At 63.2% G+C, this 24,655-nt stretch carries 26 protein-coding genes, 1 other RNA gene and 3 pseudogenes; 7 read left to right on the forward strand and 23 right to left on the reverse strand.

The annotated features are described in order from the left end of the window. Nucleotides 1-37: 37 nt before the first annotated feature. The 4 genes from AC1VON_RS25075 to AC1VON_RS25090 form a co-directional block, all read right to left on the reverse strand. A complete protein-coding gene (locus tag AC1VON_RS25075; protein ID WP_483125226.1) occupies nucleotides 38-1,180 on the reverse strand; it encodes a PcfJ domain-containing protein in 1,143 nt (380 codons plus the stop codon). A 730-nt stretch (nucleotides 1,181-1,910) separates the two neighbouring features. After that, a complete protein-coding gene (tmpB, locus tag AC1VON_RS25080; protein ID WP_483125227.1) occupies nucleotides 1,911-2,495 on the reverse strand; it encodes a (R)-1-hydroxy-2-trimethylaminoethylphosphonate oxygenase in 585 nt (194 codons plus the stop codon). Further along, the gene (locus tag AC1VON_RS25085) at nucleotides 2,492-2,956 is read right to left on the reverse strand and encodes a TauD/TfdA family dioxygenase (RefSeq protein WP_483125228.1); all 465 of its coding nucleotides are present in this window, start codon (nucleotides 2,954-2,956) and stop codon (nucleotides 2,492-2,494) included. The genes tmpB and AC1VON_RS25085 overlap by 4 nt, the downstream gene beginning before the upstream one ends. Then, entirely contained in the window at nucleotides 2,916-3,644 is a 729-nt protein-coding gene (locus AC1VON_RS25090) for a TauD/TfdA family dioxygenase (RefSeq protein WP_483125229.1), read from the reverse strand. Before AC1VON_RS25090 ends, AC1VON_RS25085 begins: the two co-directional genes overlap by 41 nt. A gap of 121 nt (nucleotides 3,645-3,765) precedes the next feature. Between AC1VON_RS25090 and AC1VON_RS25095 the strand changes: the two genes are divergently transcribed. Then, nucleotides 3,766-4,662, forward strand: coding sequence for a LysR family transcriptional regulator (locus AC1VON_RS25095; protein ID WP_172349894.1), 897 nt, complete (start codon nucleotides 3,766-3,768; stop codon nucleotides 4,660-4,662). A 4-nt stretch (nucleotides 4,663-4,666) separates the two neighbouring features. Here AC1VON_RS25095 and AC1VON_RS25100 read toward each other — a convergent pair whose 3' ends face one another. From AC1VON_RS25100 to AC1VON_RS25110, 3 genes and pseudogenes are all read right to left on the reverse strand, one after another. After that, nucleotides 4,667-5,194, reverse strand: a complete 528-nt coding sequence (locus tag AC1VON_RS25100; protein WP_172349893.1) for a GNAT family N-acetyltransferase — start codon at nucleotides 5,192-5,194, stop codon at nucleotides 4,667-4,669. A 46-nt stretch (nucleotides 5,195-5,240) separates the two neighbouring features. Next, nucleotides 5,241-5,548: pseudogene (locus tag AC1VON_RS25105) on the reverse strand (hypothetical protein). A 4-nt stretch (nucleotides 5,549-5,552) separates the two neighbouring features. Beyond that, nucleotides 5,553-6,116, reverse strand: coding sequence for an XRE family transcriptional regulator (locus tag AC1VON_RS25110; RefSeq protein WP_172349889.1), 564 nt, complete (start codon nucleotides 6,114-6,116; stop codon nucleotides 5,553-5,555). Nucleotides 6,117-6,270: 154 nt separating this feature from the next. Between AC1VON_RS25110 and AC1VON_RS25115 the strand changes: the two are divergent. Then, nucleotides 6,271-8,105, forward strand: a pseudogene (locus AC1VON_RS25115) (ATP-binding protein). A 225-nt stretch (nucleotides 8,106-8,330) separates the two neighbouring features. Here AC1VON_RS25115 and AC1VON_RS25120 read toward each other — a convergent pair. Both AC1VON_RS25120 and miaA read right to left on the reverse strand, forming a co-directional pair. Then, nucleotides 8,331-9,122 (reverse strand): GGDEF domain-containing protein, encoded by a 792-nt coding sequence (locus AC1VON_RS25120; RefSeq protein ID WP_056573060.1) that lies wholly within the window; start codon nucleotides 9,120-9,122, stop codon nucleotides 8,331-8,333. 105 nt (nucleotides 9,123-9,227) lie between these two features. Further along, the gene (gene miaA, locus AC1VON_RS25125; RefSeq protein ID WP_172349885.1) at nucleotides 9,228-10,193 is read right to left on the reverse strand and encodes a tRNA (adenosine(37)-N6)-dimethylallyltransferase MiaA; all 966 of its coding nucleotides are present in this window, start codon (nucleotides 10,191-10,193) and stop codon (nucleotides 9,228-9,230) included. Between miaA and serB the strand changes: the two genes are divergently transcribed. Together serB and AC1VON_RS25135 are read left to right on the forward strand one after the other, a co-directional pair. After that, on the forward strand, nucleotides 10,183-11,070 hold the full coding sequence (gene serB / locus AC1VON_RS25130) for a phosphoserine phosphatase SerB (protein WP_172349883.1): 888 nt from the start codon (nucleotides 10,183-10,185) through the stop codon (nucleotides 11,068-11,070). The two genes, miaA and serB, sit on opposite strands and share 11 nt — an antisense overlap. After that, complete coding sequence (locus AC1VON_RS25135; RefSeq protein WP_483125230.1) at nucleotides 11,067-11,639, forward strand: GNAT family N-acetyltransferase; 573 nt, start codon at nucleotides 11,067-11,069, stop codon at nucleotides 11,637-11,639. The genes serB and AC1VON_RS25135 overlap by 4 nt, the downstream gene beginning before the upstream one ends. A gap of 71 nt (nucleotides 11,640-11,710) precedes the next feature. Here the strand turns inward: AC1VON_RS25135 and AC1VON_RS25140 are convergent, their stop codons facing one another. The 6 genes from AC1VON_RS25140 to AC1VON_RS25165 all read right to left on the reverse strand — a co-directional run bounded on the left by AC1VON_RS25140 (nucleotide 11,711) and on the right by AC1VON_RS25165 (nucleotide 17,360). Then, a complete protein-coding gene (locus tag AC1VON_RS25140) occupies nucleotides 11,711-13,225 on the reverse strand; it encodes a DegQ family serine endoprotease (protein WP_483125231.1) in 1,515 nt (504 codons plus the stop codon). A 150-nt stretch (nucleotides 13,226-13,375) separates the two neighbouring features. After that, on the reverse strand, nucleotides 13,376-13,564 hold the full coding sequence (locus AC1VON_RS25145; RefSeq protein ID WP_056573074.1) for a DUF2065 domain-containing protein: 189 nt from the start codon (nucleotides 13,562-13,564) through the stop codon (nucleotides 13,376-13,378). Nucleotides 13,565-13,567: 3 nt separating this feature from the next. Then, complete coding sequence (hflC, locus tag AC1VON_RS25150; protein WP_483125232.1) at nucleotides 13,568-14,539, reverse strand: protease modulator HflC; 972 nt, start codon at nucleotides 14,537-14,539, stop codon at nucleotides 13,568-13,570. Beyond that, the gene (gene hflK / locus AC1VON_RS25155; protein ID WP_056573080.1) at nucleotides 14,539-15,654 is read right to left on the reverse strand and encodes an FtsH protease activity modulator HflK; all 1,116 of its coding nucleotides are present in this window, start codon (nucleotides 15,652-15,654) and stop codon (nucleotides 14,539-14,541) included. The genes hflC and hflK overlap by 1 nt, the downstream gene beginning before the upstream one ends. Before the next feature lie 168 nt (nucleotides 15,655-15,822). After that, entirely contained in the window at nucleotides 15,823-16,341 is a 519-nt protein-coding gene (locus AC1VON_RS25160; protein WP_483125233.1) for a dihydrofolate reductase, read from the reverse strand. Next, complete coding sequence (locus AC1VON_RS25165; protein WP_483125234.1) at nucleotides 16,341-17,360, reverse strand: DUF4424 domain-containing protein; 1,020 nt, start codon at nucleotides 17,358-17,360, stop codon at nucleotides 16,341-16,343. Before AC1VON_RS25165 ends, AC1VON_RS25160 begins: the two co-directional genes overlap by 1 nt. A 204-nt stretch (nucleotides 17,361-17,564) precedes the next feature. Between AC1VON_RS25165 and cobF the strand changes: the two genes are divergently transcribed. Next, nucleotides 17,565-18,341 (forward strand): precorrin-6A synthase (deacetylating), encoded by a 777-nt coding sequence (gene cobF, locus AC1VON_RS25170; protein ID WP_172349872.1) that lies wholly within the window; start codon nucleotides 17,565-17,567, stop codon nucleotides 18,339-18,341. 158 nt (nucleotides 18,342-18,499) lie between these two features. Here cobF and AC1VON_RS25175 read toward each other — a convergent pair whose 3' ends face one another. The 4 genes from AC1VON_RS25175 to modA form a co-directional block, all read right to left on the reverse strand. After that, a complete protein-coding gene (locus tag AC1VON_RS25175; protein ID WP_172349870.1) occupies nucleotides 18,500-18,841 on the reverse strand; it encodes a winged helix-turn-helix domain-containing protein in 342 nt (113 codons plus the stop codon). Nucleotides 18,842-18,922: 81 nt separating this feature from the next. Then, complete coding sequence (modC, locus tag AC1VON_RS25180; protein WP_172349868.1) at nucleotides 18,923-20,035, reverse strand: molybdenum ABC transporter ATP-binding protein; 1,113 nt, start codon at nucleotides 20,033-20,035, stop codon at nucleotides 18,923-18,925. Continuing rightward, nucleotides 20,032-20,736, reverse strand: coding sequence for a molybdate ABC transporter permease subunit (gene modB / locus AC1VON_RS25185; protein ID WP_172349866.1), 705 nt, complete (start codon nucleotides 20,734-20,736; stop codon nucleotides 20,032-20,034). Before modB ends, modC begins: the two co-directional genes overlap by 4 nt. Nucleotides 20,737-20,756: 20 nt before the next feature. Continuing rightward, on the reverse strand, nucleotides 20,757-21,551 hold the full coding sequence (gene modA / locus AC1VON_RS25190) for a molybdate ABC transporter substrate-binding protein (protein WP_483125235.1): 795 nt from the start codon (nucleotides 21,549-21,551) through the stop codon (nucleotides 20,757-20,759). Nucleotides 21,552-21,741: 190 nt separating this feature from the next. Here modA and AC1VON_RS25195 point away from each other — a divergent pair. Continuing rightward, nucleotides 21,742-21,969: pseudogene (locus tag AC1VON_RS25195) on the forward strand (TOBE domain-containing protein). Nucleotides 21,970-21,991: 22 nt separating this feature from the next. Here AC1VON_RS25195 and AC1VON_RS25200 read toward each other — a convergent pair. The 4 genes from AC1VON_RS25200 to AC1VON_RS25215 all read right to left on the reverse strand — a co-directional run bounded on the left by AC1VON_RS25200 (nucleotide 21,992) and on the right by AC1VON_RS25215 (nucleotide 24,062). After that, entirely contained in the window at nucleotides 21,992-22,387 is a 396-nt protein-coding gene (locus AC1VON_RS25200) for a hypothetical protein (RefSeq protein ID WP_172349862.1), read from the reverse strand. Then, nucleotides 22,366-22,785: a HEPN domain-containing protein gene (locus AC1VON_RS25205; protein ID WP_172349861.1), complete on the reverse strand. Its 420-nt coding sequence runs from the start codon at nucleotides 22,783-22,785 to the stop codon at nucleotides 22,366-22,368. The genes AC1VON_RS25200 and AC1VON_RS25205 overlap by 22 nt, the downstream gene beginning before the upstream one ends. Further along, on the reverse strand, nucleotides 22,782-23,576 hold the full coding sequence (locus AC1VON_RS25210; RefSeq protein WP_483125236.1) for a thymidylate synthase: 795 nt from the start codon (nucleotides 23,574-23,576) through the stop codon (nucleotides 22,782-22,784). The genes AC1VON_RS25205 and AC1VON_RS25210 overlap by 4 nt, the downstream gene beginning before the upstream one ends. Before the next feature lie 174 nt (nucleotides 23,577-23,750). Next, a complete protein-coding gene (locus tag AC1VON_RS25215) occupies nucleotides 23,751-24,062 on the reverse strand; it encodes a DUF2853 family protein (protein WP_483125237.1) in 312 nt (103 codons plus the stop codon). 168 nt (nucleotides 24,063-24,230) lie between these two features. Between AC1VON_RS25215 and ssrA the strand changes: the two genes are divergently transcribed. Further along, nucleotides 24,231-24,591, forward strand: a transfer-messenger RNA (tmRNA) gene (gene ssrA, locus AC1VON_RS25220). Nucleotides 24,592-24,655: the final 64 nt, after the last annotated feature.

The raw sequence follows: 24,655 nt of genomic DNA on the forward strand, positions 1-24,655 counted from the left end.
GCCCCGCGCGGCATGTCCGCCGCGCGGGTACTTCGTTTCAGTCGCGGAGCATCACGCCCCTTGCCTTGGCCCAGCGCTCGATGATCTTGCGCTCGTCGGGCAAGGCGACGCGATTGGAGAAACCACGCACCTGCACCGCGCGGTTCTGCGGATCGAGCTCGATCGTCAGCAGCCGCTCGATCTTGCCAAGTGCCGTGCGCCGCAGCACCCAGATCGAGGCATTGCCGGCGATGCATTTGGCCGCGTAGGTCGAGACGCAATGATGCATCGCCCTGGATTCGCCGACCAGGTCCTCGGCGGTCCTCAACTGGCGGACGAAGAAGCGCTCGCCATGCGCCTTCGCCTCCTTGGCCGAAGGCTGCCACTCCCAGTCCTCAAGCCGCGAGCCATCCCAAGCGCCCTTTACCGCCGAGCCCAGGCCGGCGACACGGCGGCGCATGGCCTCGATGCGCTCGACGGCGGCAATGTCGCGGTGCCACTCCGACATCTGCTTGCGCAGCGAGGCGAGCGTGCGCCCCTTCAGGCTGTAGGCTCGGTCATGCCGGTACATGGCGCCGATGTAGTCGCAGAGATCGTCGGTCTCTTCCTTGGACGTCGGATGCGCGCAGAAGAACCGTGCCACCTCGCGCCAGAAGGCCAGATCGGCACGCGGCGTGCGCGATATCTTCGTGCGCGCAAGGCGGGCCGCCAATCCGAAATCATCCGTGTAGGACCGGATGATCGCCATCCAGAACGCCTCGTCGAAGGTCAAGTCGTCCGACAGGTTCAGGAAGCAATGCACCTCCTTGCGCGACATCAAGGCATTGGCACCTGCCTTGTAGAGCGAGTCACCGCGCGCAACCGCGACATACCAGGCCTTGCGGAGCGCAATCTCGCCGGCATCCAGCCCCGAACCATCCCGCCAGATGGCCTCGAGCGCGGCCGAGACCGGATAGCGGGCATAAAGATGACGGGCCGCAGCGAGCCGCAGCCGCGCGGGATCGCGCGTCTTCAGCTTCGGACGCCACAACGCGCCGTCGCGGATCGCCATGCCGGCATAGCCCCGGCGTACCTCGTCGAGCGCCCGCTCGAAATCCGGAGCGGGACGCGGCGTGGGAGAAACCCGCCGCAGCGTTGCGGTGTATATTTCAATGCGTTCGCGCTCGGCGTCCTGCCTGCGCTGGATCATGGACCTGGCCATGGCCGTTCTTCCCGATTGGAACCCTGTCAGCCGCACGCAAGTCCAGCGCCGGCACGGAATGTGTCGATCTGGGTTGGCGTGACATTTGACAGGTCTCCTCTGGGGACGACGGGTTGGACTGGGCGGGCTCTCTATGCCCCAAGAGGCAACCGAGCAAGGGAAATTATCTCAATATTTACAAGGGCCTGACGGAGTGTTGCAAAGGTGCATCTCGAGGTTTCCGGCAGCCGCCATCGTCGGCCGGGAAGCCCCCACCGTCACAATGACATGACCAGCATCGGTGCGGCTCGGGCGCACGAGAAACGGACCGCAGTACACGTTGCGGACGGGCGGTTCTCAGATCATCAGGGACGTAGAATTCGCTGGGGCGCGAGTCAGCCCTTTCGACCGCCACGAAGGCGCGAAACGCGTGAACAAGATCTCATCTTCGCCTCCATGAAACGTGTGGTCGATGTCTACGGCAAGACGAAATGGACGCCGCAGGTTGGGCGCGGCTAATATCCGGAAAAGGGGGCAACGGCAAGACGACCAGCGTGTCCGGCTTCAGCGACCTCGAACGAGGCGGCTGCGGAGAACTGATCAGGCCCGCCGCTGGGCGCGATCGGCAATGGGTCGAAAATAGACGCGTCGGGCGAACGCTCGCGACAGGTCTCCGGCCGGAATGCAGCCAGCGCGTTTGCGCCATCGAAGCAGAAGCACATGGGCTGACCCTCCCGGTGATGGACCGCGGTCAGGCGCGATGGGCGAAATCGCGCACGACGCGCTGCAGCAACGGCACATAATCGCGAAACGCCCGCGTCTTCATGTTCGCGATCTTGCCGCCCTCGTCCCAGATGCGGACCCGCACCGCTTCCTCATGGAACGGGTTCTTGCGGAAATCGGCCACCTCGTCGGCGCTCATCGGTCCGCCCTGCAGCGACAGGGTATGCACCGAAGCCGGCGACAGCTTGGAGAAATAGGTCGGGTCCGTGGCGCAGAGATAGCGCTTGGCCGCGACGTGCAGCCTCACGCACTCGACGATGACAGGCGGGAAGAACGGCGCCAGCACCTCGCCTCCGGCCTCGTCATGATGCTTGTCCTCGACATCGTCGGGCGAATAGGTGCCGAACTCGCTGGTGTAATGGCCGATGTCGTGCAGCAGCGCGGCTGCCACCAGCGCGTCGGGCGCGCCGTCCTGTTCCGCCAGCCATGCCCCCTGCAGCATGTGCTCGGACATCGTCACCGGTTCGCCAAGATAGGATTCGGCGCCCCGGCGCTCAAAGATGTCGGCTATGAACTCGACGATGTTGTCGGCGTTCAGATCCCGGCCGCTCATTCCGCGGCCTCCTTGAAGCTGTGCTCGATCGCGGCAAGCGTCGACAACAGGCCGTCCTTGTCGGCGTAGCAGCCTTGCAGCCAGCGCTTTCCGGTGCCGGAAAACGCCTTTCGGGCATGCATGACGCGCGTGTTGTCGACGATGAAGGCCTGCCCCGCTTCCAGCTTGAACGTCACTTCGAAAGAGGGATCCTCGATCAGCTGGGCGAACCGTCGATAGGCGCCATAATAGGCATCCATGTCGGCGAACGGCACGTCGACGACCGGCGCCAGCGAGCGGTTGTTGAAGCGGATGCAGATGAGTTCGCCATCCGGCCCGAGTTCGATCATCGGCCGCTTCGCCTGCAGCCGTACACCCGAGGAGCCGGCATATTCGAAGCGTGCCGGACAGGAACTCAACAGCCGGAAGCCCTCGGGGTTTTCAGCCTGCAGCGCGGCCGCGACGGCAAAACCGTCGACCACGCTCGAACTCGCCACCCTCCACCGTATTCTCGATGCACGAGAGGATCTGCAGCGTCGGCACCGGGTCGCGGTAGGGATTATCGGTGTGTGCCTGAAGCCCGAGATTGGTATAGGCGAGATTGTTCGGGTTGACCTCCGCCCGCACTTCGAACCAGCGGCCGTAATTGGTCTCCCTGATATAGCCAAACAGATCGGAGACCTTGCACAGCGCGCCGGATTCGGCCGGCAGGCCGTCCATCACCGCAAAGCCATAGGTCCTCACCGCCGAAAGCCATTCGCGCAGCACGCTGCGGCTGTGAAAGGCCGCCGCGTATCGGGCGCGCGGCACCGAATTCTGCATCGTCGCCTTGGTCCAGCGCTGGATGATGTCGCCCGTCCAGCCGGGCTCGCCAGGCTCGTCGCGGTCATAGGCGTTTGCGCTCAGCCATTGCGCGGGAAAGCTGACCGTTTTTCCTTCCGGCACGAAGCTGACTTCCAGCGCACCGGCCTTGATGGTGGCCTCGCCAATCCTCGTCTCGGCCGGAATGTCGAGAATGGTGATCAGGCGCTGGCCGTTGCCGGCGCTACGCGTCTTGTCGTCGAGCGCATTGTCACGCAGCCACATGGCGTGAAAGCGCGCGCGCCTGCCACCTTGCCAGCCAAGTTCGATTGTCTTGCCTTCGTCGCCAACCAGCGCGTGGGTGAGCATGGGAATGCCGTTCCTGTCCGTTGCGCCCCACGGCCCGATCCGTGAGGTTTCGATTGCATGTTGGCCACAGCAAAGGCATAATTCAAATTATCATTTTTTGGCCAAAGACCATAAATTTCTAATGCCTCGAAAACCCATTCCCTCTGTGCCCCCGCTCGACTGGCTGCGCAGTTTCGAGGCCGCGGCACGGCTGTCAAATTTCACGGCGGCAGCGGCCGAACTCGGCCTGACCCAAGCCGCCGTCAGCCAGCATATCCGGCTGCTCGAGGAACGATTGAAGACGCGCCTGTTTTCAAGGCTGGCGCGTGGTGTCGCCCTGTCGCCCGAGGGCGCGGCCTACCTGCCCCACATCCAGTCGGCATTCGCCACCATCTCCAGCAGCACGACGGAACTGTTCGAGCCGCGCGCCGTCCAGACCGTCTCGATCCGGGTGCCGATCTCCTTCGCCCTGCTGATACTGGTCCCGGCGCTGCCCGATCTCGCCGAGGCGCTGCCACGTATCCAGCTCGATCTGGTGACGATCCATCGGCCGACCGACTACGATTTGCCGGGCTCCGCGCTCGACATCCGTTTCGGCAACGGATCCTTTCCCGGACGCGAGGCCGACAGGCTGACCGCCGAGCGCCTTTTGCCGGTGGCAAGCCCGGCGCTCGCCGGTGCCGCCGACTGGACATCCCTGCCGCTGCTTCTGGTCGCCGGCGCGCGCGAAATGTGGTCGGAATGGTTCGCGGCGGCCGGACTGGCCGGCCACCCCCAACGGTCGCATCGCTTCGACAGCTTTGTCGCCGCCATGGAAGCGGCGAGTTCCGGAGCCGGCGTGCTTCTGGGGTCGCGGCCGCTTGTCGACATGGCACTGACGACCAGGAGCCTGGTGCCGCTTTCCGGTTTCGAGCTCTCCAGCACGTCAGGCCATTTCCTCACCAAGGCGTCGACCGCGCGCCTGACCAGTGCCGAGCAGGATTTCCGCCAGTGGCTGCTGAGGCACCTGTCCAGGGAAACCTCTACCCGACCGGCGTGAGCTATCACGATCGGGCGCCGATGCGCTTCCAGTAGATCAGCGTGCCGGTCAGCCCGCCATGCGGCTTCAGCGCATAGTCCGGAATTTCCCCGGCCAGGGTGAAACCGAGTTTTTCGTAGAGGCCCGAGGCGCCCTCTTCCGTTGCCGTATCCAGAACCAGTAGCGTGCGCCCCTTCTCGACGGCGAGACGCTCCGCCGCGCCCATCAGCCGCGTTCCGATACCCTTGCCCCGGTATTCGACTGATGTCATCAGCTTGGCGATTTCGGCCCGGTGCGGCTGGTTGGGTGGGCAGTCGAGCAGCAAGGTGACGGTACCGGCCAACACCTTGCCGTCCCAGGCGCCAAGCACCACCCTTTCGCCCTTTGCCGCCGCGGCCAGCGACCTCGCCCAGAATGCGCTTGCCGCTTCCGGCGCCAGCGGATGCATGAAGCTGACCGAGCCGCCGGCGGCAACTGTCTCGACCAGCAGGTCAGCCAGCTTTGCCAGTGTTTCCGCACTGGCGCTCAGGGCTCCGATCTCGATGAAATCCATGGCCAGTCCTCTGGAAACGATGAATGGGGTCGATAGCGCGCCGGCATCAGTCGAGATGGCGCACGCGCCGCCGCTTGCGCGCCGCCTTGATGGCGCTGATGCGCTCGGCGTCTTCTTCCCTGAGATGCCGTCCGCGCTCGAGGATCTCGAGCGTGTATTCCTCATAGGTCAGGCCCAGCCGCTCGGCCTTGTCCATGCGCATCAGCATGATTTCGTGGCTTGGCGCCTTCCATGCCTTGGCATGCGCGGCCTGCCAGGCCAGGAAGATAAAGGGATCACCCTTGCCCCATGGCGGCCCCTTGTAGTCGTCAAGAGGCGGCCCCCATTGTGGGAGCGCTTTGGCCGTCTCGCCATGGCGTCAGCCCTTGACCAGCGCGACAAGATAGTCGGCGCCCGCCTCCAGGGCATGGAAGATGCAGTCCGACGGCGCCCCGAGCGCCAGGCAGTCGCCGGGCTCCAGCCTGTGCACCACATCGCCCTCGGTGAATTCGAGCTGTCCGGAAATCAGCCAGATCTGCTGCTTGATGAAGGCGTAGGAGGCCGCCGGCAGGCTGACCCTGGCGCCCGCCGGCAGATGCACCTTGATCAGTTCGAGCGGCATGTCGCAGGCCGGCGACAAATGCCGCCTGACATAGCCTGTATCAGGATCGCGCCACACTGGCTGGTCGGCTTCGCGCAACAGTCCGCCGCCTTGTAGTTCCGCCCGAGCGATGAGCGTCGACAGGGTCATGCCGAAGGCCGCCGCAATGCGCACCAGCAGGGCCGCCGTCGGGCTGGTCATGCCGCGTTCGATCGTGCTCAGCATCGCCTTGGAAACACCGGACCGCTCGGCGAGTTCGGCCAGCGACCAGTCCCGCATGGTCCTTTCGGTGTGAATCCGTCTGCCGATGGTCGAGGAAATATCGTTCGCTATATCATCCATTCGTCCATTATAGCGAAATTCCGACCATCGAAAAGTGCCCTCTTGTGACAATTTTCAACAAGCGCTTAATCCTCTCTACACCATCCAGCCTCATCCGACCTTAACCCCGCTCCGATAGGATCCGATCTCCAGGGAAACGGGGATTGGCCTGTCCATGTATGTCGAACGCGAAGCTTCCGTCGGAGAACCGACGTCGCAGGAGCGCCGCAACGCAGAGCAGAACGACCGGCGCATCCTGGGCAATGTCGTGCAATGCGACGGCGCGCGCGCCACCATCAGCGCCTATGCCGACGATGTCGACGGTGCGGTCACCGGCCTTTGGACGGTCGGCAAGATGATCTCGATCAACCTGGGCACGACGCGAACGGTCGGCCTGGTCTATGCCATCGGCAAGTCGGACCGTGCCTGGAGCAGTGAGGGCCAGAACGCCATCGAGGTCAGCATCGAACTGATCGGCGAAGTGCGCGACGCCGCCGAGCCAGGCGCCAAGCCGATCTTCGACCGCGGCATCACCAGCTATCCGCATATCGGCGCCGTCGCCCACCGGATCCGCAGCCGTGATCTCCATGCGGTCTACGATCTGGCCGGCCGCCATTCCATCACCATCGGCTCGCTGTCCCAGGACGAAGGGATCGCCGCCAACATCGCGATCGACGACACGCTGGCGCGCCATTTCGCCATTGTCGGCACCACGGGCGTCGGCAAGTCCACCGCTGTCTCGCTGCTGCTGCGCAAATCGATCGCGGCGCGGCCCGATCTGCGCATCCTGATCCTCGACCCGCACAATGAATTCGCCAGCTCATTGCCCGAATATTGCGTCAAGGTCGATTCCAAGAACTTCTCGACCTGCCGTTCTGGATGTTCAAGCTCGAGGAATTCGCCGAAGTGCTGTTCCGCGGCCGTGAGACGGTCCCGGAGGAGATCGACGCTCTGCGCGACCTTATTCCACTCGCCAAGAACCTCTACCGCAACCCGAATTCGGGCGCCTATCTCAGGCGCGGCAACGATGCGCTGACTGCCGATACGCCGGTACCTTACCGCATCGCCGACCTGCTCAAGCAGATCGACGAGCGCATGGGCATGCTCGAAGGCAAGACCGATCGTCCGACGCTGAAAGCGCTGAAGACGCGCATCGAATCGGCTGCGGCCGATCCGCGCTACCGCTTCATGTTCAGCTCGCGCCTGATCGAGGACACCATCCACGAGACGATCGGCAACATCTTCCGCGTGCCGCATCACGGCCGCCCGGTGACCTGCTTCGAGATGGCCGGCATGCCATCCGAAGTGGTCAATTCCGTCTGCTCGGTGCTGGCGCGCCTGGCCTTCGATCTCGCTCTGTGGAGCGAGGGCAAGCTGCAACTCCTGTTTCTGTGCGAGGAAGCGCATCGCTACATGCCGGCCGATCCGCGTCTCGGCTTCGCGCCGACCCGGCACGCGCTGTCACGCATCGCCAAGGAAGGCCGCAAATATGGCTGCTATCTCGGCGTCGTCACCCAGCGTCCGGGCGAGCTTGACCCGACCATCCTGTCGCAATGCTCGACCTTCTTCGCGATGCGGCTCGCCAATGAGCAGGACCAGGCGATCATCCGCTCGGCCATCGCCGACTCTTCCGCATCCACGCTTGCCTTCCTGTCGTCCATGGGCCAGCGCGAGGCCATTGCCTTCGGCGAAGGCGTGGCGACGACCATGCGGTTGAAGTTTGAAAAGCTGCCCGCCCACCTGCTGCCCGGCACGGCCAAACGCGAAGAAGCCGAGGCGCCGAAGACCGGCGACGATGTCGATCTGGTGGCGATCGTAGAGCGGCTGCGCAACGTGCCCAAACCGACGCCGCAGGCGATGGCCTTCGCCGAGGTGGTCGATTCCGGCCGCCAGGCCGGCGACCCCGACTACCGCAAGCCGGCGACCGCCCGCGTGCCGTCGGACGACGATTTCGACATGCGCTACGGCCTGAAGCCCGCCACCTTCGGCCTGCGCCCCCAGAACGACTGAGCCCAGGGCGTCACGCCCATTTGCCGGCAGTTCTGAGAAGCCGCGCCAGGCTTCCATGGCTCTTCTTCGCTCGAAAGCTTGGTAAATCCCGTCAGGGAATTCGTCAGGCCGAGTCGGCTGGTGCTGTTTTCGAGAACCGGAGCGGAGCGGACATTGAGTCCGTGAGCACCGGAAGCGCAGAAAATGGCGGCAGACGGCCGGCCTCGCGCATTCAATGATGGGATTTCAGGCGCAGACGCGGTTGCGGCCTTGCCTCTTCGCCTCGTAGAGCTGGCGGTCGGCGCGACGGTAGAACTCTTCGGCGGTTTCCTTGCGGTCCCAGACGGCGAGCCCGACGCTGGTGGTGATCTTGAGCCTGACATTGCCCGAAAGGATCGACATGTTGGCGATGGCCTTGCGGATGCGCTCGGCGAATTTGCCGAGCAGTTCCGCCTCCATGTTGGGCGTGACCACGGCAAACTCCTCACCGCCCAGGCGAGCCACCACATCATGGAAGCGTGTCATGTCCTTCAGGCAACTGGCGACGGCCTTCAGCACCTCGTCGCCGACGTCGTGGCCGTGCGTGTCGTTGACCTGCTTGAAATGGTCGAGATCGAGGATCATCAGCCCGACAGGCTTTTCGATACGCCGGAACTCCTCGAGATATTCCTTCAGCGCATCGTCGAAATAGCGCCTGTTCTGCATGCCGGTCAGGCCATCTGTCAGGGCGGCGTGCTCGAGCGTTTCGGAACGGGCGCTGAGCGAAACCGTCATGGCGCGCAGCTTGCCTTCTTCCGTCGCCTGTTTGCGGATCAGCGGGTAGATGAAGAAGATACCGAAAAACAGCGCGGTGGCGAGCAGAACGCCGGTCGCGAACAACAGCTTGTTGAGGTAGATGACCTTGTCCAGGCCCGACTGGGTATGGAGTTCGGTGGCGAAGGATTGCATGAGTCCATAGGCGTGCAGCGTCACCAGACCAGCGGCCAGGATCACGAAAATAAAGACGAAAAAAGCGGATTCCGCCTTATGGAAACGCATCTGCTCCCCAATGGAAAAGTGCCCGTCGACCTTATGGCACGGACCGCCTTACGGAGCGTTAACTCCGACAACCTCGACGGGAACCTTTCCCTCAAGGTCAACTTTTTAAGTTGCATTAGCAACAAGTGTTTGGATCGTGGTTTCGAGATCGTCATCCCAGCGCAATCTTTGCCATTCCGGCCCCAGCTGGTGCCGAAACCAGGTCGCTTGCCGCTTGGCATATTGCCGGGTCGCGATCTTGGAGCGCTCGATCGCCTCGGGAAAGCTTGATAGTCCGGCCATCGCGGCTTGCAGTTCGCGAACGCCGATCGCCTTCATCGCCGGCAGGTCCGGATCGAGGCGAAGGGCCGCAAGTTGCCTGACCTCCTCCAGCGCGCCCTTGTCCAGCATCTGGTCGAAGCGCCTTTCGATACGATCGACCAGCGCGGCCCGATCCGGCTCGATGACCAGGAAACGCGCCGTCTGCCTGTCGATGAGCGGCCGGCCGCGCTCTGCCTGCCACTCCAGGATCGACCGGCCGGAGGCGTCGAGCACTTCGAGCGCACGCACGATGCGCTGGCTGTCGGTTGGCTTGAGCTGCATGGCGGCTCTCGAATCCTCGCGCAGCAGCAGCCCGTGCAGCTTGACCGCGCCTTGCTCTTTCAGCTCGTAGCGCCAGCGGTCGCGGATGCGCGGCGGAATATCGGGCATTTCCGAAATGCCCTCGGCCAGCGCGCGAAAATAGAGGCCCGTGCCACCGACGAAGACCGGCCGCCGCGACAACGTTCCGTCGTCGACAAGTTTCATCACGTCGCGCAGCCACGCGCCGGTCGAATAGGCCGTATCGGGACGGACATGGCCGTACAGAAAATGCGGCACCCGTGCGAGGTCGGCCGGTTGTGGCCTGGCGGTCAGCACGTCGAGAACCGAATAGCCTTGCATGGAATCGGTGTTGACGATGACGCCGCCTGTGCGTTCGGCCAGGTCGAGCGCCAGCGCCGACTTGCCGCTGGCGGTCGGCCCGGCTATCAGGATCGCATTCTTCACGCGGCCTTCGCCCGCATCCGCGCCGGAATTCTCGATGCCGCTCATTGCCACGCTTGTTTCCCGTCCCGCTGACCGCGCTCTGTCGCAGTCGCTTGCGAATATGGCCTCGCGGACGGTGGGCGCAAGCACCGTCGTCTGGCTGGCCGAAGGCATTGCCTGCGATCTTGCCTTGCCGCAAGGGGCTGACACCGCAGGGATCACCGATGCCCTGCGCGCCGCATTGGCCGGTGAACCGGTCGACGTGATCGTCCAGCTGGCGGAAACGCGTCGCAAGAAAATCCTCATCGCCGACATGGATTCGACCATGATCGACCAGGAATGCATCGACGAACTGGCCGACGAGATCGGCGTCAAGGATCGCGTTGCCACTATTACCGCGCGGTCGATGAACGGCGAGATCGCCTTCGAACCGGCCCTGCGCGAACGCGTCGCGCTGTTGAAGGGGCTCGATGCCGCCGTCGTCGACCGCATCGTCGCCAACCGGCTGACATTGGCTTCGGGCGGCCGCGAACTGGTCCAGACCATGCGCGCCAACGGCGCCTGGGCTGCGCTGGTCTCGGGCGGCTTCGAGGTCTTCACCACACGCATCGCGACGATGCTAGGCTTTCATGAAAACCGCGCCAACCGCCTGCTCGAACAGGATGGACACTTCACCGGCCTGGTCGGCGAACCGATCCTCGGTCGCGCCGCCAAGGCCGATGCACTGCTCGAAATTTCGGCGCGCCTTGGACTGACACCCGCCGACGCCATCGCCGTCGGCGACGGCGCCAACGATCTCGACATGATCCGCCTCGCCGGCACCGGCGTGGCGCTCCATGCCAAGCCCACGGTGGCGGCGCAGGCGAAGGTGCGCATCGACCATGGCGACCTGACCGCACTGCTCTATTTGCAGGGCTATCGCCAGGAAGAATTTGCGCAATGAAACCAATGCGTACCGAGCGGCTGATCCTGCGCAACTGGGAAGAGCGCGACCGCGAGCTCTTCCATCGCATCAATTCCGACGAGCGCGTCATGGAATTCTTCCCGTTCCGTCGCGACCGCGCCGCCGCCGACGCCAAGATGGACGAGGTCCGCGCATGGATCGATGAGGATGGCTATGGCTTCGCCGCGGCCGAGATTGCCGCCACGGGCGAGTGCATCGGCTTTGTCGGACTATCAGGAACCGAGGACATGGATGTCCTGCCGGCCGGCACGATCGAGATCGGCTGGCGGTTGGCTCCGGAATTCTGGGGCAAGGGCTATGTCACCGAGGCCGCCGAGGCATGGCTTGCCTACGGTTTCGAGACGCTTGACGTCGACGAAATCGTCTCCTTCGCCGTCGCGGAAAACCACCGCTCGACCGCCGTCATGAAACGCCTCGGCATGACGGCCGATCCATCGGCTGACTTCGATCATCCCGGCATTCCCGACAGCCATCCCGCGCTCAAGCGGCATGTGCTCTATCGGCTCTCTCGCGCCGGTTGGCGGACAAGAAAAAAGGCGGCTGGCTAGGCAATTCCAGGAAAAGTGTGAAGCGGTTTTCCGTCCGGAATTGCTTCAAAACGAAGAGGTAGATTGAAAACTCAATCCATCCGGATCGTCACGAAGCGCAACTCACCGGTCTTCGACGCCAGCATCAGAAGCGCGTTCTTGCGACCCTGCTCCTTCAGCGCGCCGATCCGGTCCATCACATCCTTGGGCGTGGCGACCGATTCCTGCGCGATCTCGGTGATCACCTCGCCCGGCTGGATGCCCCGCTCCGCGGCGGCCGAGTCCTTTGCCACGTCCGTGATGACGACGCCGGAGACATCGGCGGCGATGCTGAATTTCTTGCGCGTCTCCTCATTGAGCTCGCCCACGGTCATGCCGAGCACCGAGGCGGTCGAAACGGCCGGAGCCTTGTCGCCCTTGTCCTGGTCGGTGTTGCCATTCTCGCCGCTGGCGAGCTTCTCGCCATCCTCGAGCCGGCCGAGCGTCACCTTCACCGTCTGCTCGACGCCCTTGCGCACGATCAGCACGTCGACTGCCTTGCCGACAGGGCTTTCGGCAACCACGCGCGGCAGGTCGCGCATTTCATGGATGTCCTTGCCGTCGAACTTGATGATGACGTCGCCGGCCTGGATGGTGCCGTTGTCGACAGGTCCGCCCTTGATGACGCCGGCGACCAGCGCCCCCTTGGCGGTCGCCATGCCGAGGCTCTCGGCGATGTCGTCCGTGACTGGCTGGATGCGCACGCCGAGCCAGCCGCGCCGCGTCTCGCCAAACTGGCGCAACTGGTCGACGACGCCCGAGGCGAGCTGCGAGGGGATGGAGAAGCCGATGCCGATCGAGCCGCCGGAGGGCGAAATGATCGCCGTGTTGATGCCGATGACCTCGCCGGCGCTGTTGAACAGCGGTCCGCCGGAATTGCCACGGTTGATTGCCGCATCGGTCTGGATGAAATCGTCATAGGGGCCGGAATTGATGTCGCGGTTGCGCGCCGAGACGATGCCGACCGTGACCGTGCCGCCAAGACCGAACGGATTACCGATCGCCATCACCCAATCGCCGACGCGCATCTTGGTGGAATCGCCGAACTTCACCGCGGTGAGCTTGTGGCCTTTCGGATCGACCTTGAGCACCGCGACGTCGGTCTTGGTGTCGGTGCCGACCAGCGTTGCCTTGAGCGTCACGCCATCGGAGAAATTGACCTCGATGTCGTCGGCGTCCGCAATCACGTGGTTGTTGGTGACGACGATGCCTTGCTCGGCGTCGATGACGAAACCAGATCCCAGCGACTGCACCTTCTGCGCGCCATTATCCTTGTCGCCGCCGCGGTTCTTGAAGAAATCGTCGAAGAAATCCTGGAAGGGCGAGCCTTCTGGAAGCTGCGGCATCGGCACGGCGCCTGGCCCTTCCGTGCCCTTCACCGTCTGCGAGGTCGAGATGTTGACCACCGCGCCGAGCAGGCCTTCCGCCAGGTCGGCCACCGAAGCAGGTCCGTCGGCGGCGAAGGTCGGCGTCACGAAGGACGGGACGGCGACAGTGCCGACAAGAAGCGCTGCCGAGCCGGCTATGAATGTCCGCCGTGCTGCGCGCAAAAGGAGTGTTGACGTCATCGAGAAGCCTCCCGGTATTTCTGAAAGAGAAAGCGCAACGGCAAAAACACCGCGTTGCGCCATGTTGGCAAAAAATACGGCACGTTTGCGGCTACCACCAGCGGCAGAGGATAAATCCCCCGTTTTGCCGAAGACGAAAACCGATGGTTCTCACCCGCCCCGCACCAGCCAGACGATGCCGACCCCGATGGCGATGGCGACCAGCCCTGCGATCCGCAATGCGTTCTCCGGCATCGACAGCACCTCGCCCGCGAGCTTCCTCGCGAAACCGGGAAAGCCGCCATAGACCAGGCCCTCTATGACGAGGACCAGGCCTATCGCCGCGAAGAAGTCCTGCACCGGCTATTGCTGGCCGGTGCCGGGTTGTGTCGTCGGCGCGGCGGGTGCCGTCGCCGGTGCTGCCGGTGCCGGCGGCGTCTGTTTCGCCGGCCCTTCCTTGCCGTCGGGATCGCGGAAGTAGCGGAAGAACTCCGAATTCGGCGACAGCACCATGGTCGTCCCGGTGTTGTCCAGCGCCGTGCCATAGGCGTTCATCGACCGGTAGAAATCGAAGAAGGCCGGATCGCGCTGATAGGCTTGCGCGAAGGTGGCGCTACGCTGGGCCTCGCCCTCGCCGCGCAGGATTTCCGATTCCTTCTGCGCCTCGGCGATGATCTCCACGACTTCGCGGTCGGCGCGGGCGCGGATGCGCTGCGCCGCTTCGTTGCCGCGTGCCCTCAGCCTTTCGGCCTCGGCCAGACGTTCGGCCTTCATGCGGTCGAAGGTCTGTTGCGAGACCTCGGCGGTGAGGTCGGTGCGGCGAATGCGGACATCCTCGATCTGCAGGCCGAGCGAGGTGGCGTCGGGCCGGAGCTGATCACGCACTTCGCGCATCATCACCGCACGCTCTTCCGAAAGAGCAGCCTCGAAATCGCGCAGACCGTAGACGCGGCGCAAGGCAGCGTCGAGACGGGTCCTGAGCCGCGCCTCGGCCAGTTCGATCTGGCCGGACACCGCGGCACGGAACACGCGCGGATCCGAAATGCGGTAGGCGATGAAGGCGTCGACCTCATAGAACTTGCCGCCCGAAACCTGGACGCGGATGTTGTCGAGGTCGAAGCGCAGCACCCGGTTCTCGATCAGCTGCACCGTGTCGGCGTCGAAGAACGAGAACGGCGCCTTGAAGTAGATGCCGGGCTCGGTCTTGACGTCAACGATCTCGCCGAAGCGAAGCACCAGCGCCTGCTGGCGCGCATTGACCACGAAAACCGAGGAATAGATGAGGAACAGGATGACCGCCGCGATGACGACGAAAACGGGGAGACGGTTGCCCATCACTGGTTACCTCCCGTGTTCGCGCCAAGCGCGGCCGGAGCCGGCGCTTTCTGCTGCAATGCCGGGAGCGGCAGGTAGGGGACGACCCCTTGCCCGTTGCCCTGTTCGACGATGACCTTGCTTGAGTCCTTCAGAACCTTCTCCATGGTTTCCAGATAGAGGCGCTTGCGCGTGACATCGGGCGCCTTGGCGTATTCGTCGTAGACCGAGATGAAGCGCTGCGCCTCACCCTCGGCTTCCTGCACCACCCGGTTCTTGTAGGCGGCCGCGTCTTCGCGGACCTGTGCGGCCTCGCCGCGTGCCTGGCCGAGCTTCTGGTTGGAATACTGGTTGGCCTGCTCGACGAACTTGTCCTCGTCCTGCTCGGCGCGCTGCACTTCGTCGAAGGCGTCGGCCACTTCGCGTGGCGGCGCCGCGTCCTCGATCGAGATGGCGTTGACCTGCAGGCCGGCCTTGTAGCCGTCGAGCGTGGTCTGGATGATCTCGCGCACCGAGGCCGCTATGCCCTGGCGGTCGTCACGGAAGATATCCTGCGCCGGCCTGCGGCCGACGGCTTCGCGCATGGCGCTTTCGGCGACCTGCCGCAGCATACCGTCCGGATCGGAGACGTCGAACAGATAGGCGCGGGGATCGGAGACCTGGTAGGCCACCGAAAACTGCACGTTGACGATGTTCTGGTCGCCCGACAGCATCAGGCCGTTGCCGCTGGTGTTGCCGCCGCCAATGTCGACGAGCTGCTCGGAAATCTTGGCCGTCTCGACGGTCTCAAGCGGCCACCAATGGAAATGCAGGCCCGGCTGGGAAAGTTCGGCCTTCGGCTTGCCGAAACGCAGTTCGACCGCAACCTCGTCGGGCTGCACTGTGTAGACCGCCTGGAAAGCCCACAGCACGACCAGCACCGCGGCGATCAGTCCGAAAACGGCCGGACTGGCACCGCCACCGCCGGGCAGCGCGCGCCGCAGCCGGTCCTGGCCGCGGCGGATGATGTCTTCGAGGTCGGGAGGCGAGCCCTGCGGGCCGCTTGGCCCCTTTGGTCCCTGCCCCCAGGGTCCCTGATTGTTACCGCCGCCGCCCCACGGGCCGCCGCCTCCGCCACTCTTGTCGTTCCAGGGCATGAATGTCCTTTCGCTTGGAATTCCCTCAAGCGCCGGAGTTACGGCGCAAATCCAGTGTTGTTCTTCTATAGGGACGCCACGGCGCGCTTTCAACGCGATGCGCCGCCGACATCATCCCTTTTGGCCCTGTAGCGACCCTTTGTCGTCCCTCAATGCACGTTTTGTCTGTCAAAGTATCTGGCGACGGCGCTCGTAGACCGAATAGCGCGTTGCGTGGCTGTCCTTTTCTCCAGCCGGAACCTCCTGCGCACTGACCATGCGCCATGTCTCAGGGTCGATCGGCGGAAAATGCGCATCGCCATCGACGGTGGCCAGCACATGGGTGACGTGCAGCCGGTCGGCCAGCGGCAGCGCCTGGGCATAGATCTCGCCGCCGCCGATGACGCAGACCTCGTCCACGCCAGCCATGCAGCGCCCGCGCACCGTTGCCAGCTGAATCGCGGCTTCCAGCGTATGCGCCACCTCGATGCCCTCGGCGCGCCAGGTCTTGTCGCGCGTGACGACGATGTTCAGCCTGCCCGGCAGCGGACGACCGATGCCTTCATAGGTCTTGCGGCCCATGATGATGGGCTTGCCCATCGTGTCGGCCTTGAAACGCTTGAGATCGGTGGAGAGCCGCCAGGGCAACCCGCCGTCCCGCCCGATCACGCCGTTCTCGGCAATGGCGACATAGATGGCGACATGCATCAGTTCGCGTCCCCGCCATTGCTGTTGGACGGTTCGAGCAGCAGGATATCAATGTCGTGCTCCGGGTAGAAATCGTCCGCCGTCATCTGGAAGGTCGTCGGCCCGACCTTTTTTACGTTGTCGCCGCAGAACGAGACCAGGGCTTTCGGATTGCCCTTGTCGATGGTCAGCTTGAACTTGCCGATGGTGCCCGCCGCCCAGTTGCCGCCCGTGGTCAGGATATAGGCAATGCGGCTTTCGTAATATCTCGGGTAACCGTCCGGATTGTCCTTCGCCGCCTTGCGCACCGCGTTCTCGAATGTGCCATCCATGCAGTAGCGGGTCTTGTAGGCGGCGTATGCGCCCTGGAACTGGCCGTCACTGAAGAAGCTGACCGATGACGTGGCGCCGACGCTGGGCTTGTAGCGGTGAGAGACACGGACGTCCTTGTTGGCCGGAAAGGTCGAGCGCCACCAATAGGTCGAGCGCAATTGCCAGAAGGGTGCATAGGACGGGCTGGTGCTTGGGTCGCTGTCGCCCTCCGGATCCTCGATGATGATGCCGCGGTCGACCCAGTCGTCGGCCACCGCCTTCGGCAACTTCGCCAGTGCCGCCTTGGCCGCGTCGCCGAACGGGTTGAACGGCACATTCTGCGCCTTCAGGTCGGCGCTGATGTCGATGCCGAGCGCAAACACCTTCTGCTCGAGTTGCGGCTTTGCCGCGACACCGTCGATCGTCACCTCGAAGCCGAGGAAATTGTCGCTCTGGTTTTCAGGAATCGCCGGCATCTCATGGGGATCGCCCGAAATGTCCGGCATCGGGAAGGCGACGATCGCATCGACATCCCTATCGGTGTTGTTGTGGAAAACGTAGTCGACCGTCACCTTTTCGGGCGAGATGAAGAGGTCCTCGCTTTGCATCGCGACCGCGTCGCTGCGCGACAGGATCAGGCCGCCGGTGCCGAGTTCGGCAACAGAGTCGTTGGCCAAGGCAGGCGCGGCTGAAAGCGCCAGCGCCGCAGTCATAACATATCGCAACATCGAAGCCCCCTCGGCAAGAATGCCCTGATGACCCTAGCCGTTTCAATGCGGCGTTTCAAAGCCCTTCGCTCGCATGGGTACACGACAGCGTCTGGACACGCGGTAGCGGTCTGGACACGCGGTAGCGGTCTGGACACGCGGTAGCGGTCTGGACACGCAGTGGCGGTCTGGACACGCAGGTTCCGATCGGGCAGGAGTTCGCCCATGCGCAAGCTCCTCGTCATCGGCATCGGCGCCGGCAATCCCGACCACATGACCGTGCAGGCCATATCAGGCCTGAACCGCGCCGACGTGCTGTTCATCCCCGACAAGGGCGCGAAGAAGAACGACCTCGCCGACCTGCGGCGCGAGATCTGCGACCGCTTCGTCACCAACCCGAAATCACGCCGGGTCGAGTTCGACGTGCCGGTGCGCGCCGAACCGACATCCTCCTACCGCTCGACCGTCGACGACTGGCACGAGGCGATCGCCGCCATCTACGAAGGCCTGATCCGCGACGAGATTGCGGACGATGGCTGCGGCGCCTTCCTGATCTGGGGCGACCCTTCGCTTTACGACAGCGCGTTGCGCATCCTCGAGCGGGTGCGCCTGAGAGACAATGTCGCCTTCGAACTGGAGGTCATCCCCGGCATCACCGCAATCCAGGCGCTTGCCGCCAGCCACAAGACAGCGCTGAACCGCATAGGCGATTCCATCCTGGTCACCACCGGCCGACGGCTGACCGAGGAAGGCCTTGCGGAAAATGCCGGCAGCACAGTCGTCATGCTGGACGGCAAATGCGCCTTCAACACGCTGGCCGACCATGATCTCGTCATTCACTGGGGCGCCTATCTTGGCACACCGGACGAGATCATCATCTCCGGCCGCCTGGGGGATGTCGGTGCCGAAATCGAAAAGGTCCGCGAGGAGGCCCGCCGGAAAAAGGGCTGGATCATGGACACCTATCTGCTGCGCAAGGCCGGTGAACCGGAAGAGAACTAATCTTTTTTGTCAGCGCTAACGCTGAGATCGGCTCGAAATTCGCCCTGGCGAGGTCAATATCGTGAATTTCGAGAACCGGAGCGGACATTAAGTCCGTGAGCACCGGAGGCGCGGAAGATCGCGCTAGTCGCCCGTCGGGGCAGAGTTTCCAGTCGATCTCACCCCGCGTCGATCTCCGCCTGCAGTGCATCCATATGCGTCGCCGCCACGGCCGTCGCCGCGCGCTCGATGGCGCGGAACCGGCTGACCACGGCCAGGCCGATGGCCGTCAGCTGCGCGCCGCCGCCCTTGCGGCCGCCGGTCTGCGCCGCAACCAGCGGCTTGCCGAACACCCGGTTCATGTCCTCGACCAGGTCCCAGGCGTGCTTGTAGGACATCTCCATGCCGCGCGCGGCGGCGGAGATCGAGCCGAAGGTGGCGATGTGTTCCAGAAGCTCGATCTTGCCCGGACCGATCCGCCCGTCAGGATCGAGATTTATCCGCAAGCTCAGCGATGGCATTTTTGCTCCTCCTCGCTCACGCCCGATCCCCATAGTAGAAGGTCTTCAGCGATACCGCTATTCCAAAAAGACATAGCGCACTCATCCATCCGCCTCGGCAGGCAGGCCGGCCCCTGTGTTTGCCCGGTCGAAGCTCACTGTCTTGACCACCGCGAAAACCTTGCCGCCAAGCCGCAGTTTCAGCGCCTGCCGCGACTGTTCGGTGATGCGGGCCATCACGGTCGCGCCATTGCAATCGATGCCGACTTCGACCGTCGGCCCCTCGCCCGGGCTGATCGCGACGATCGCGCCGGGCAGGATGTTGAGCGCGCTGAGGCCTGTCGGCTTCTCCGTCGCGATCATCACATCGCGGGCACGAATGCGGACACGCACGGGAGCCCCTGCCTTCATCGCAAGGCGTGGCACGCGGATCTCGCCGGCGGCCGAGCCGAGCACGGTCATGCCGAACACCTCGTCGTGACGCAGCACCTTCGTGTCCAGCACGGCGCCACCCTCGCCGCGCTCTTCCGCCGGCAACAGGTCGAGCCTTTGCATGACGGCCTCGGTCGGGCCACTGGCGACGACCTTGCCTTGCGCCAGCATCACCACGTCACTGGCCAGCCGCGCCACCTCGGCGACCGAATGGCTGACGTAGACAATCGGGATTTTCGTCTCGTCGCGCAGCCGCTCGATATAGGGCAGGATCTCGGCCTTGCGCCCCTCGTCGAGCGAGGCCAGCGGCTCGTCCATCAGCAGCAATCCGGGGCTGGCCAGCAGCGCCCGACCGATCGCCACGCGCTGCTTCTCGCCGCCCGACAGCTTTGCCGGGCGCCGCCCGAGCAGCGGGCCGATGCCGAGCAGGTCGACGACGTCATCCATGTCGGCATAGCGCTCCTTTGCCGGCGTGAACCAGCGGCCGTAACGCAGATTGCTGGCCACGCTCATGTGCGGGAAGAGGCGCGCATCCTGAAACACCATGCCGATGCGGCGCTTGTGCTTGGGCACGAAAATGCCGGCGCCGGTGTCGACCAGCACGCGGCCGTCGACCTCGATGCGGCCCTTGTCGGGCCGGATCAGCCCGGCAATCATGTTGATGAGCGTGGTCTTGCCCGAGCCGGACGGCCCGAACAGCGCTGTCAGACGCCCTGCGCTCTCGAAACGGGCCTCGATGGCGAAATCGCCCAGCCGGTGGCTGATGTCGACGATGACGCTCATTCGATGTCCATCCGCCGCCCGACGCGCCGTGCCAGCACTTCCGAGGCGACCAGTGCCGCCATCGAGATGACGATCGAGATAAATGTCAGCCGCAATGCGCCCTCATCGCCGCCCGGCACCTGCGTGAAAGTGTAGATCGCCGACGGCAGCGTCTGCGTCTCGCCAGGGATGTTGGAGACGAAGGTAATGGTTGCGCCGAATTCCCCCATCGCTTTCGCAAAGGCCAGGATGGAACCGGCGATCAGCCCGGGCAGGATCAGTGGCAGCGTGATGGTGCCAAACACCCACAAGGGATTGGCGCCAAGCGTGCCCGCCGCCGCCTCCATCTTGCGGTCCACCGCTTCGATCGACAGCCGGATCGCCCGCACCATCAGCGGAAATCCCATGACGCCGCAGGCAAGTGCCGCACCTGTCCAGCGAAACGAGAAGACGATGCCGAAATGCTCGGCCAGGAAGGCACCGGCCGGGCCGCGCTTGCCGAAAGTCAAAAGCAGGAGATAACCGGTCACCACGGGCGGCAGGATCAACGGCAGGTGAACAACGCCGTTGAGGAGCGTCTTGCCCCAGAATTGCCCTCGGGCAAGCAGCAGCGCGATCAATATGCCGGGCGGCAGGCTGGCGACCATCGCCACAGTCGCCACCTTGACGGACAGCCGGACCGCATTCCATTCGTCGGGAGTGAGGTCCAGCAGCCAGTTCATATTGCGATGTCAGACCCGTCTCAGTTGCTCGGCGTGAGCACGGTGAAGCCCTGTTCCTTGAAGAGCGCGCCGGCCTTGGCGGACTGCAGGCATTGCAGGAAAGCCGGCGTATCCTTGTCCTTCGAATCGGCGGTCTGGGCAACCGGGTAGATGATCGGCGGATGCGAATCCTCCGGGAATGTGCCGACCACCTTGACGCCCTTTTCGGCGTGAGCGTCGGTGGCGTAGACGATGCCGAGAGCGGCCTCACCCGTTGAAACCAGCTTGAGTGCCGCGCGCACATTCTCGGCCTGCGCCACCTTGCCTTCGACCGAGGACCAGACGCCCAGCGATTCCAGTGCCGCCTTGCCGTACTTGCCGGCCGGCACCGCCTTGAAATCGCCCATGGCGAGCTTGCCGTCGCCGACCAGCTTGGCGAGGTCAAAACCCTTCTCGATCTTGGCGTCAACGGTCGAATCCTTCGGCGCCACCAGCACGATCTCGTTGCCGAGCAGCTTCACCTCGGTGTCCGGCTTGGTCAGCTTCTTGTCGGAGAGATATTTCATCCAGTCGAGATCGGCCGAGATGAAGACGTCGGCCGGTGCCCCGCCCTCGATCTGCTTGGCCAGTGCCGAGCTCGCGGCATAGGAGACGGTCGCGGCCTCGCCGACATCAGCCTCGCAGGCCTTGTTCACCGCATCGAGCGCGTCCTTGAGGCTGGCCGCCGCGAACACCACGACCTTGTCTTCCGCATGGGCGGCCGGCATCGCGGCCATCAGCGTGGCCGCAAAACCGCCAATGGCGATCGCCCTCAACCCGAAACCTTTGCGCGTCATCGAAAACTCCCCTGGTTTGAAATCCGTGCGGCTCGCAGCCTGCCACCCGATATATCCGCATGAATATAACAAGGGAAGGCCCGGCACCTCGCGAAAACGTCTGTGCGGCGTCGATTGTCCTGGCAAGACGAGCAGGAACCCCAATGCATGTCGCCAAAAAAGCGACTTCGGTTTTGGGGGAACAACATGCATGAAAGCAAAGGAGAGCCCGAGGAAGGTCAGCGCCCGCAACGTCCTCAAGGGGACGATCACCGAGATCGTCAAGGGAGGGACCACCTCGCATGTCAGGATCGATATTGGCGGCGGCGCCATCGTCACCGCCTCGATCACCAACGAAGCCGTTGCCGACCTCAAGCTCGAAGGGTAAGCAGGCCTATGCCGTGGTCAAGGCCATCGGACGATGGTCGGCATCGACTGAACCATCTGCTGGCTTGCAAAGCTTACGCAGCAAGCCGGTGGATCAAGGCATCCTCGACATAGATGCCATTGATAGTGTTGTGGGAAAAGCGCACCTCCCCAAGACCATCAACCCGCATGGCTATGCCTAAACCGGCGATGAGACGATCATCCGCCGACGTTATCTTCACTTTGCTAAGATCTAAAATGGGTTCGTTTGGCCGAGCCTTTCGCCAGTCTGCCGCAATGGTCGCAGCTTCCAGGTATTTTTTCTCTAGATCCTTGCGCGGGCCGCGATAGGCGATAATCATCCGCCAATTGTCAACATCGCTGTTATACAACCAGAGTGCAGCAGCGACTCCAAATTTTTTCTCATCGAGAGCCCGAATTAGGTTGATGCCGGCATCAACGTCCGTCCTTACCAGCGCTCCCGAAGCCATGTGAATATTCCTTGCTCTTCATCAACCATAGCATTTCGCATGGCCGTCGCTTCAAACACATCTATCATATCGTAACGAGAAGCCTCATTCCAATCTGAGACGGCCGACCAGTGGCCATCAAATACCGGAGACGCCGTTCGGCTCTCGGCAAGTTCCGCGGATAACCCAGCTAAGCCTATGAGCCTGTTGAGATCGTGACTATAAATATCTTGGACAAATTTCTTATCGGGAATCGTGTCCGGTAGAAAAAGCCTAGAAATTCGTGACTTGATGGCAATTTCTGCTGCATAGCCGAAAAGATAGTAGGCGTTCGAAAAGCGCTCGTTCTGAAACAGGAGCTCAGCATCGTTCAGTTTGGCATTGGCAATAGCTTGAAGTGTCGCTTTGTCCAGCGTCATACGGCGATTGGCGCCTTGATCGACGCATCGGCGACATAATTTTCCAGCCGGAAATCCTCGAAGCGGAAGGCGAACAGATCCTTCACCTCCGGATTGATCCACATGGTCGGCAGCGCCCTGGGCGTGCGCCGCAATTGTTCGCGCGCCTGTTCGAAATGGTTCGAGTAGAGATGCGCGTCACCCAGCGTATGGACGAAATCGCCCGGCTTCAGCCCGGTCACCTGCGCCACCATCAGCGTCAGCAGCGCGTAGGACGCGATGTTGAACGGCACGCCGAGGAAGATGTCGGCGGAGCGCTGGTAGAGCTGGCAGGAAAGCCGGCCCTCGGAGACATAGAACTGGAACAGGCAGTGGCACGGCGGCAGTGCCATGGCTTCCACCTCGGCCGGGTTCCATGCAGAGACAATCAGTCGCCGCGATTGAGGATTGCGGCGTATCTCCTTGAGAAGATTCGCGATCTGGTCGATCGAGCCGCCATGACCATCCGGCCAGGAACGCCATTGCTTGCCATAGACGGGGCCAAGGTCGCCGTTCTCGTCGGCCCATTCGTCCCAGATCGTGACGCCATGGTCGGTCAGGTACTTGATGTTGGTGTCGCCGGCCAGGAACCACAGCAGTTCATGGATGATCGACTTCAGATGCAGCTTCTTGGTCGTGGTGACGGGAAAGCCGCGCGCCAGATCGAAACGCATCTGGTAGCCGAAGACGGAGCGCGTGCCGGTGCCGGTGCGGTCGCCGCGATCGGCACCGTTTTCCAGCACATGCTGCAAGAGGTCGAGATATTGGCGCATCGGTTCCGGCTCGATTCGAGATTTCGCCAATCATAGCGAATGTGCGCGCCGACGCCATGCCTGTCTGAAGTCTTCCCCACGCGGATGGCAGCGGACTCTTCAGAACTCGCTCTGGCGAGCCGGAAGCGCGGAAGACCGCGCCAATCGGCCACCAAAGTGGAATTGTCAGATGTCTCAGAGCGAGCCGAGCTTGCCCAGATCCTTGGCCACCAGATAGTAGAAAGTCACCCGGCTCTTGGTATTGTCGGACTGCATGGCCTTGCAGGTCTTCTCGATCGAGGCGTCGGCTTTCGCGCCGTCGCTGATGCCGAGCTTCTTGGCGACCCAGTTCTCCTTGACGCGTTCAAGCTCCTTCGGGTCCGTGCAGGACACCAGCGAGGAGTTGCGGTTCCTGAGCGCAATGCCCAGATGCTTGACGATCTTTTCGACAATTTCGGCGCTGGCGCCCGCGTCGTACTTCTTCACGTCTGCAAGATAGTCGGCCATTAAAATTCCCCTCGTCGGCGCCACGGATCCGATCGATGAGGGCTGTGGCGCGCTTCGCAATCCGTGCGTTAGGTCGATAACTCCTCACCGCCCGCAAAGCTTCGGTTGAGACCGCTCCCAAGTCAACCCTTGCCGTCGCAATTTGACACAGGGACAAAGCCCCATTGCGGCCTTTCATTTCAGTCAAACGCCCCCTATATTCGTTTTGTCGGCTTGACCGACTATGGCGATAAATGGGCGATGAAATAAGCCGTTCGGACCCGGGGGCGGTACCCGGCGCCTCCACCAAAAGCCGCTGTCGACGACAGAGCGGTTTTTGCTGGGGGCGAAATAGGATCGACGAAGGTGTAAAGATCGTACTTTTGCCCGGCATTGTACCACCGTTATCGGGCTAAACTTATAGTTGCCAACGACAACTATGCGGAAGCTCGTCTCGCTGCTTAATGCAGTGCGAACGCTTCAAATCAAGCCCTAGGGGTTCGCACTTCTAGGCGGGGTTCGGAGGTACCTGGCAACAGAAACCTCCACTTCTCCTTCCCCTCAATAGACGCGCGTCACGCGAAATGGCAGCTTCCGCTGGCGGCTCCTTCGCA

The organism is Mesorhizobium sp. HAY1-8B (assembly GCF_056868045.1).

Coding starts and splice junctions, on each gene's coding strand:
- AC1VON_RS25110 (WP_172349889.1), bottom strand. CDS start 6,116: ATGGATGATATAGCGAACGATATTTCCTCGACCATCGGCAGACGGATT.
- cobF (WP_172349872.1), top strand. CDS start 17,565: ATGCGCAAGCTCCTCGTCATCGGCATCGGCGCCGGCAATCCCGACCAC.
- AC1VON_RS25075 (WP_483125226.1), bottom strand. CDS start 1,180: ATGGCCAGGTCCATGATCCAGCGCAGGCAGGACGCCGAGCGCGAACGC.
- tmpB (WP_483125227.1), bottom strand. CDS start 2,495: ATGAGCGGCCGGGATCTGAACGCCGACAACATCGTCGAGTTCATAGCC.
- AC1VON_RS25210 (WP_483125236.1), bottom strand. CDS start 23,576: ATGCGCCAATATCTCGACCTCTTGCAGCATGTGCTGGAAAACGGTGCC.
- modB (WP_172349866.1), bottom strand. CDS start 20,736: ATGAACTGGCTGCTGGACCTCACTCCCGACGAATGGAATGCGGTCCGG.
- hflC (WP_483125232.1), bottom strand. CDS start 14,539: ATGGGCAACCGTCTCCCCGTTTTCGTCGTCATCGCGGCGGTCATCCTG.
- AC1VON_RS25200 (WP_172349862.1), bottom strand. CDS start 22,387: ATGGCTTCGGGAGCGCTGGTAAGGACGGACGTTGATGCCGGCATCAAC.
- AC1VON_RS25090 (WP_483125229.1), bottom strand. CDS start 3,644: ATGCTCACCCACGCGCTGGTTGGCGACGAAGGCAAGACAATCGAACTT.
- miaA (WP_172349885.1), bottom strand. CDS start 10,193: ATGAGCGGCATCGAGAATTCCGGCGCGGATGCGGGCGAAGGCCGCGTG.
- hflK (WP_056573080.1), bottom strand. CDS start 15,654: ATGCCCTGGAACGACAAGAGTGGCGGAGGCGGCGGCCCGTGGGGCGGC.
- AC1VON_RS25095 (WP_172349894.1), top strand. CDS start 3,766: ATGCCTCGAAAACCCATTCCCTCTGTGCCCCCGCTCGACTGGCTGCGC.
- modC (WP_172349868.1), bottom strand. CDS start 20,035: ATGAGCGTCATCGTCGACATCAGCCACCGGCTGGGCGATTTCGCCATC.
- AC1VON_RS25140 (WP_483125231.1), bottom strand. CDS start 13,225: ATGACGTCAACACTCCTTTTGCGCGCAGCACGGCGGACATTCATAGCC.
- AC1VON_RS25215 (WP_483125237.1), bottom strand. CDS start 24,062: ATGGCCGACTATCTTGCAGACGTGAAGAAGTACGACGCGGGCGCCAGC.
- serB (WP_172349883.1), top strand. CDS start 10,183: ATGCCGCTCATTGCCACGCTTGTTTCCCGTCCCGCTGACCGCGCTCTG.
- modA (WP_483125235.1), bottom strand. CDS start 21,551: ATGACGCGCAAAGGTTTCGGGTTGAGGGCGATCGCCATTGGCGGTTTT.
- AC1VON_RS25135 (WP_483125230.1), top strand. CDS start 11,067: ATGAAACCAATGCGTACCGAGCGGCTGATCCTGCGCAACTGGGAAGAG.
- AC1VON_RS25165 (WP_483125234.1), bottom strand. CDS start 17,360: ATGTTGCGATATGTTATGACTGCGGCGCTGGCGCTTTCAGCCGCGCCT.
- AC1VON_RS25175 (WP_172349870.1), bottom strand. CDS start 18,841: ATGCCATCGCTGAGCTTGCGGATAAATCTCGATCCTGACGGGCGGATC.
- AC1VON_RS25205 (WP_172349861.1), bottom strand. CDS start 22,785: ATGACGCTGGACAAAGCGACACTTCAAGCTATTGCCAATGCCAAACTG.
- AC1VON_RS25160 (WP_483125233.1), bottom strand. CDS start 16,341: ATGCATGTCGCCATCTATGTCGCCATTGCCGAGAACGGCGTGATCGGG.
- AC1VON_RS25100 (WP_172349893.1), bottom strand. CDS start 5,194: ATGGATTTCATCGAGATCGGAGCCCTGAGCGCCAGTGCGGAAACACTG.
- AC1VON_RS25120 (WP_056573060.1), bottom strand. CDS start 9,122: ATGCGTTTCCATAAGGCGGAATCCGCTTTTTTCGTCTTTATTTTCGTG.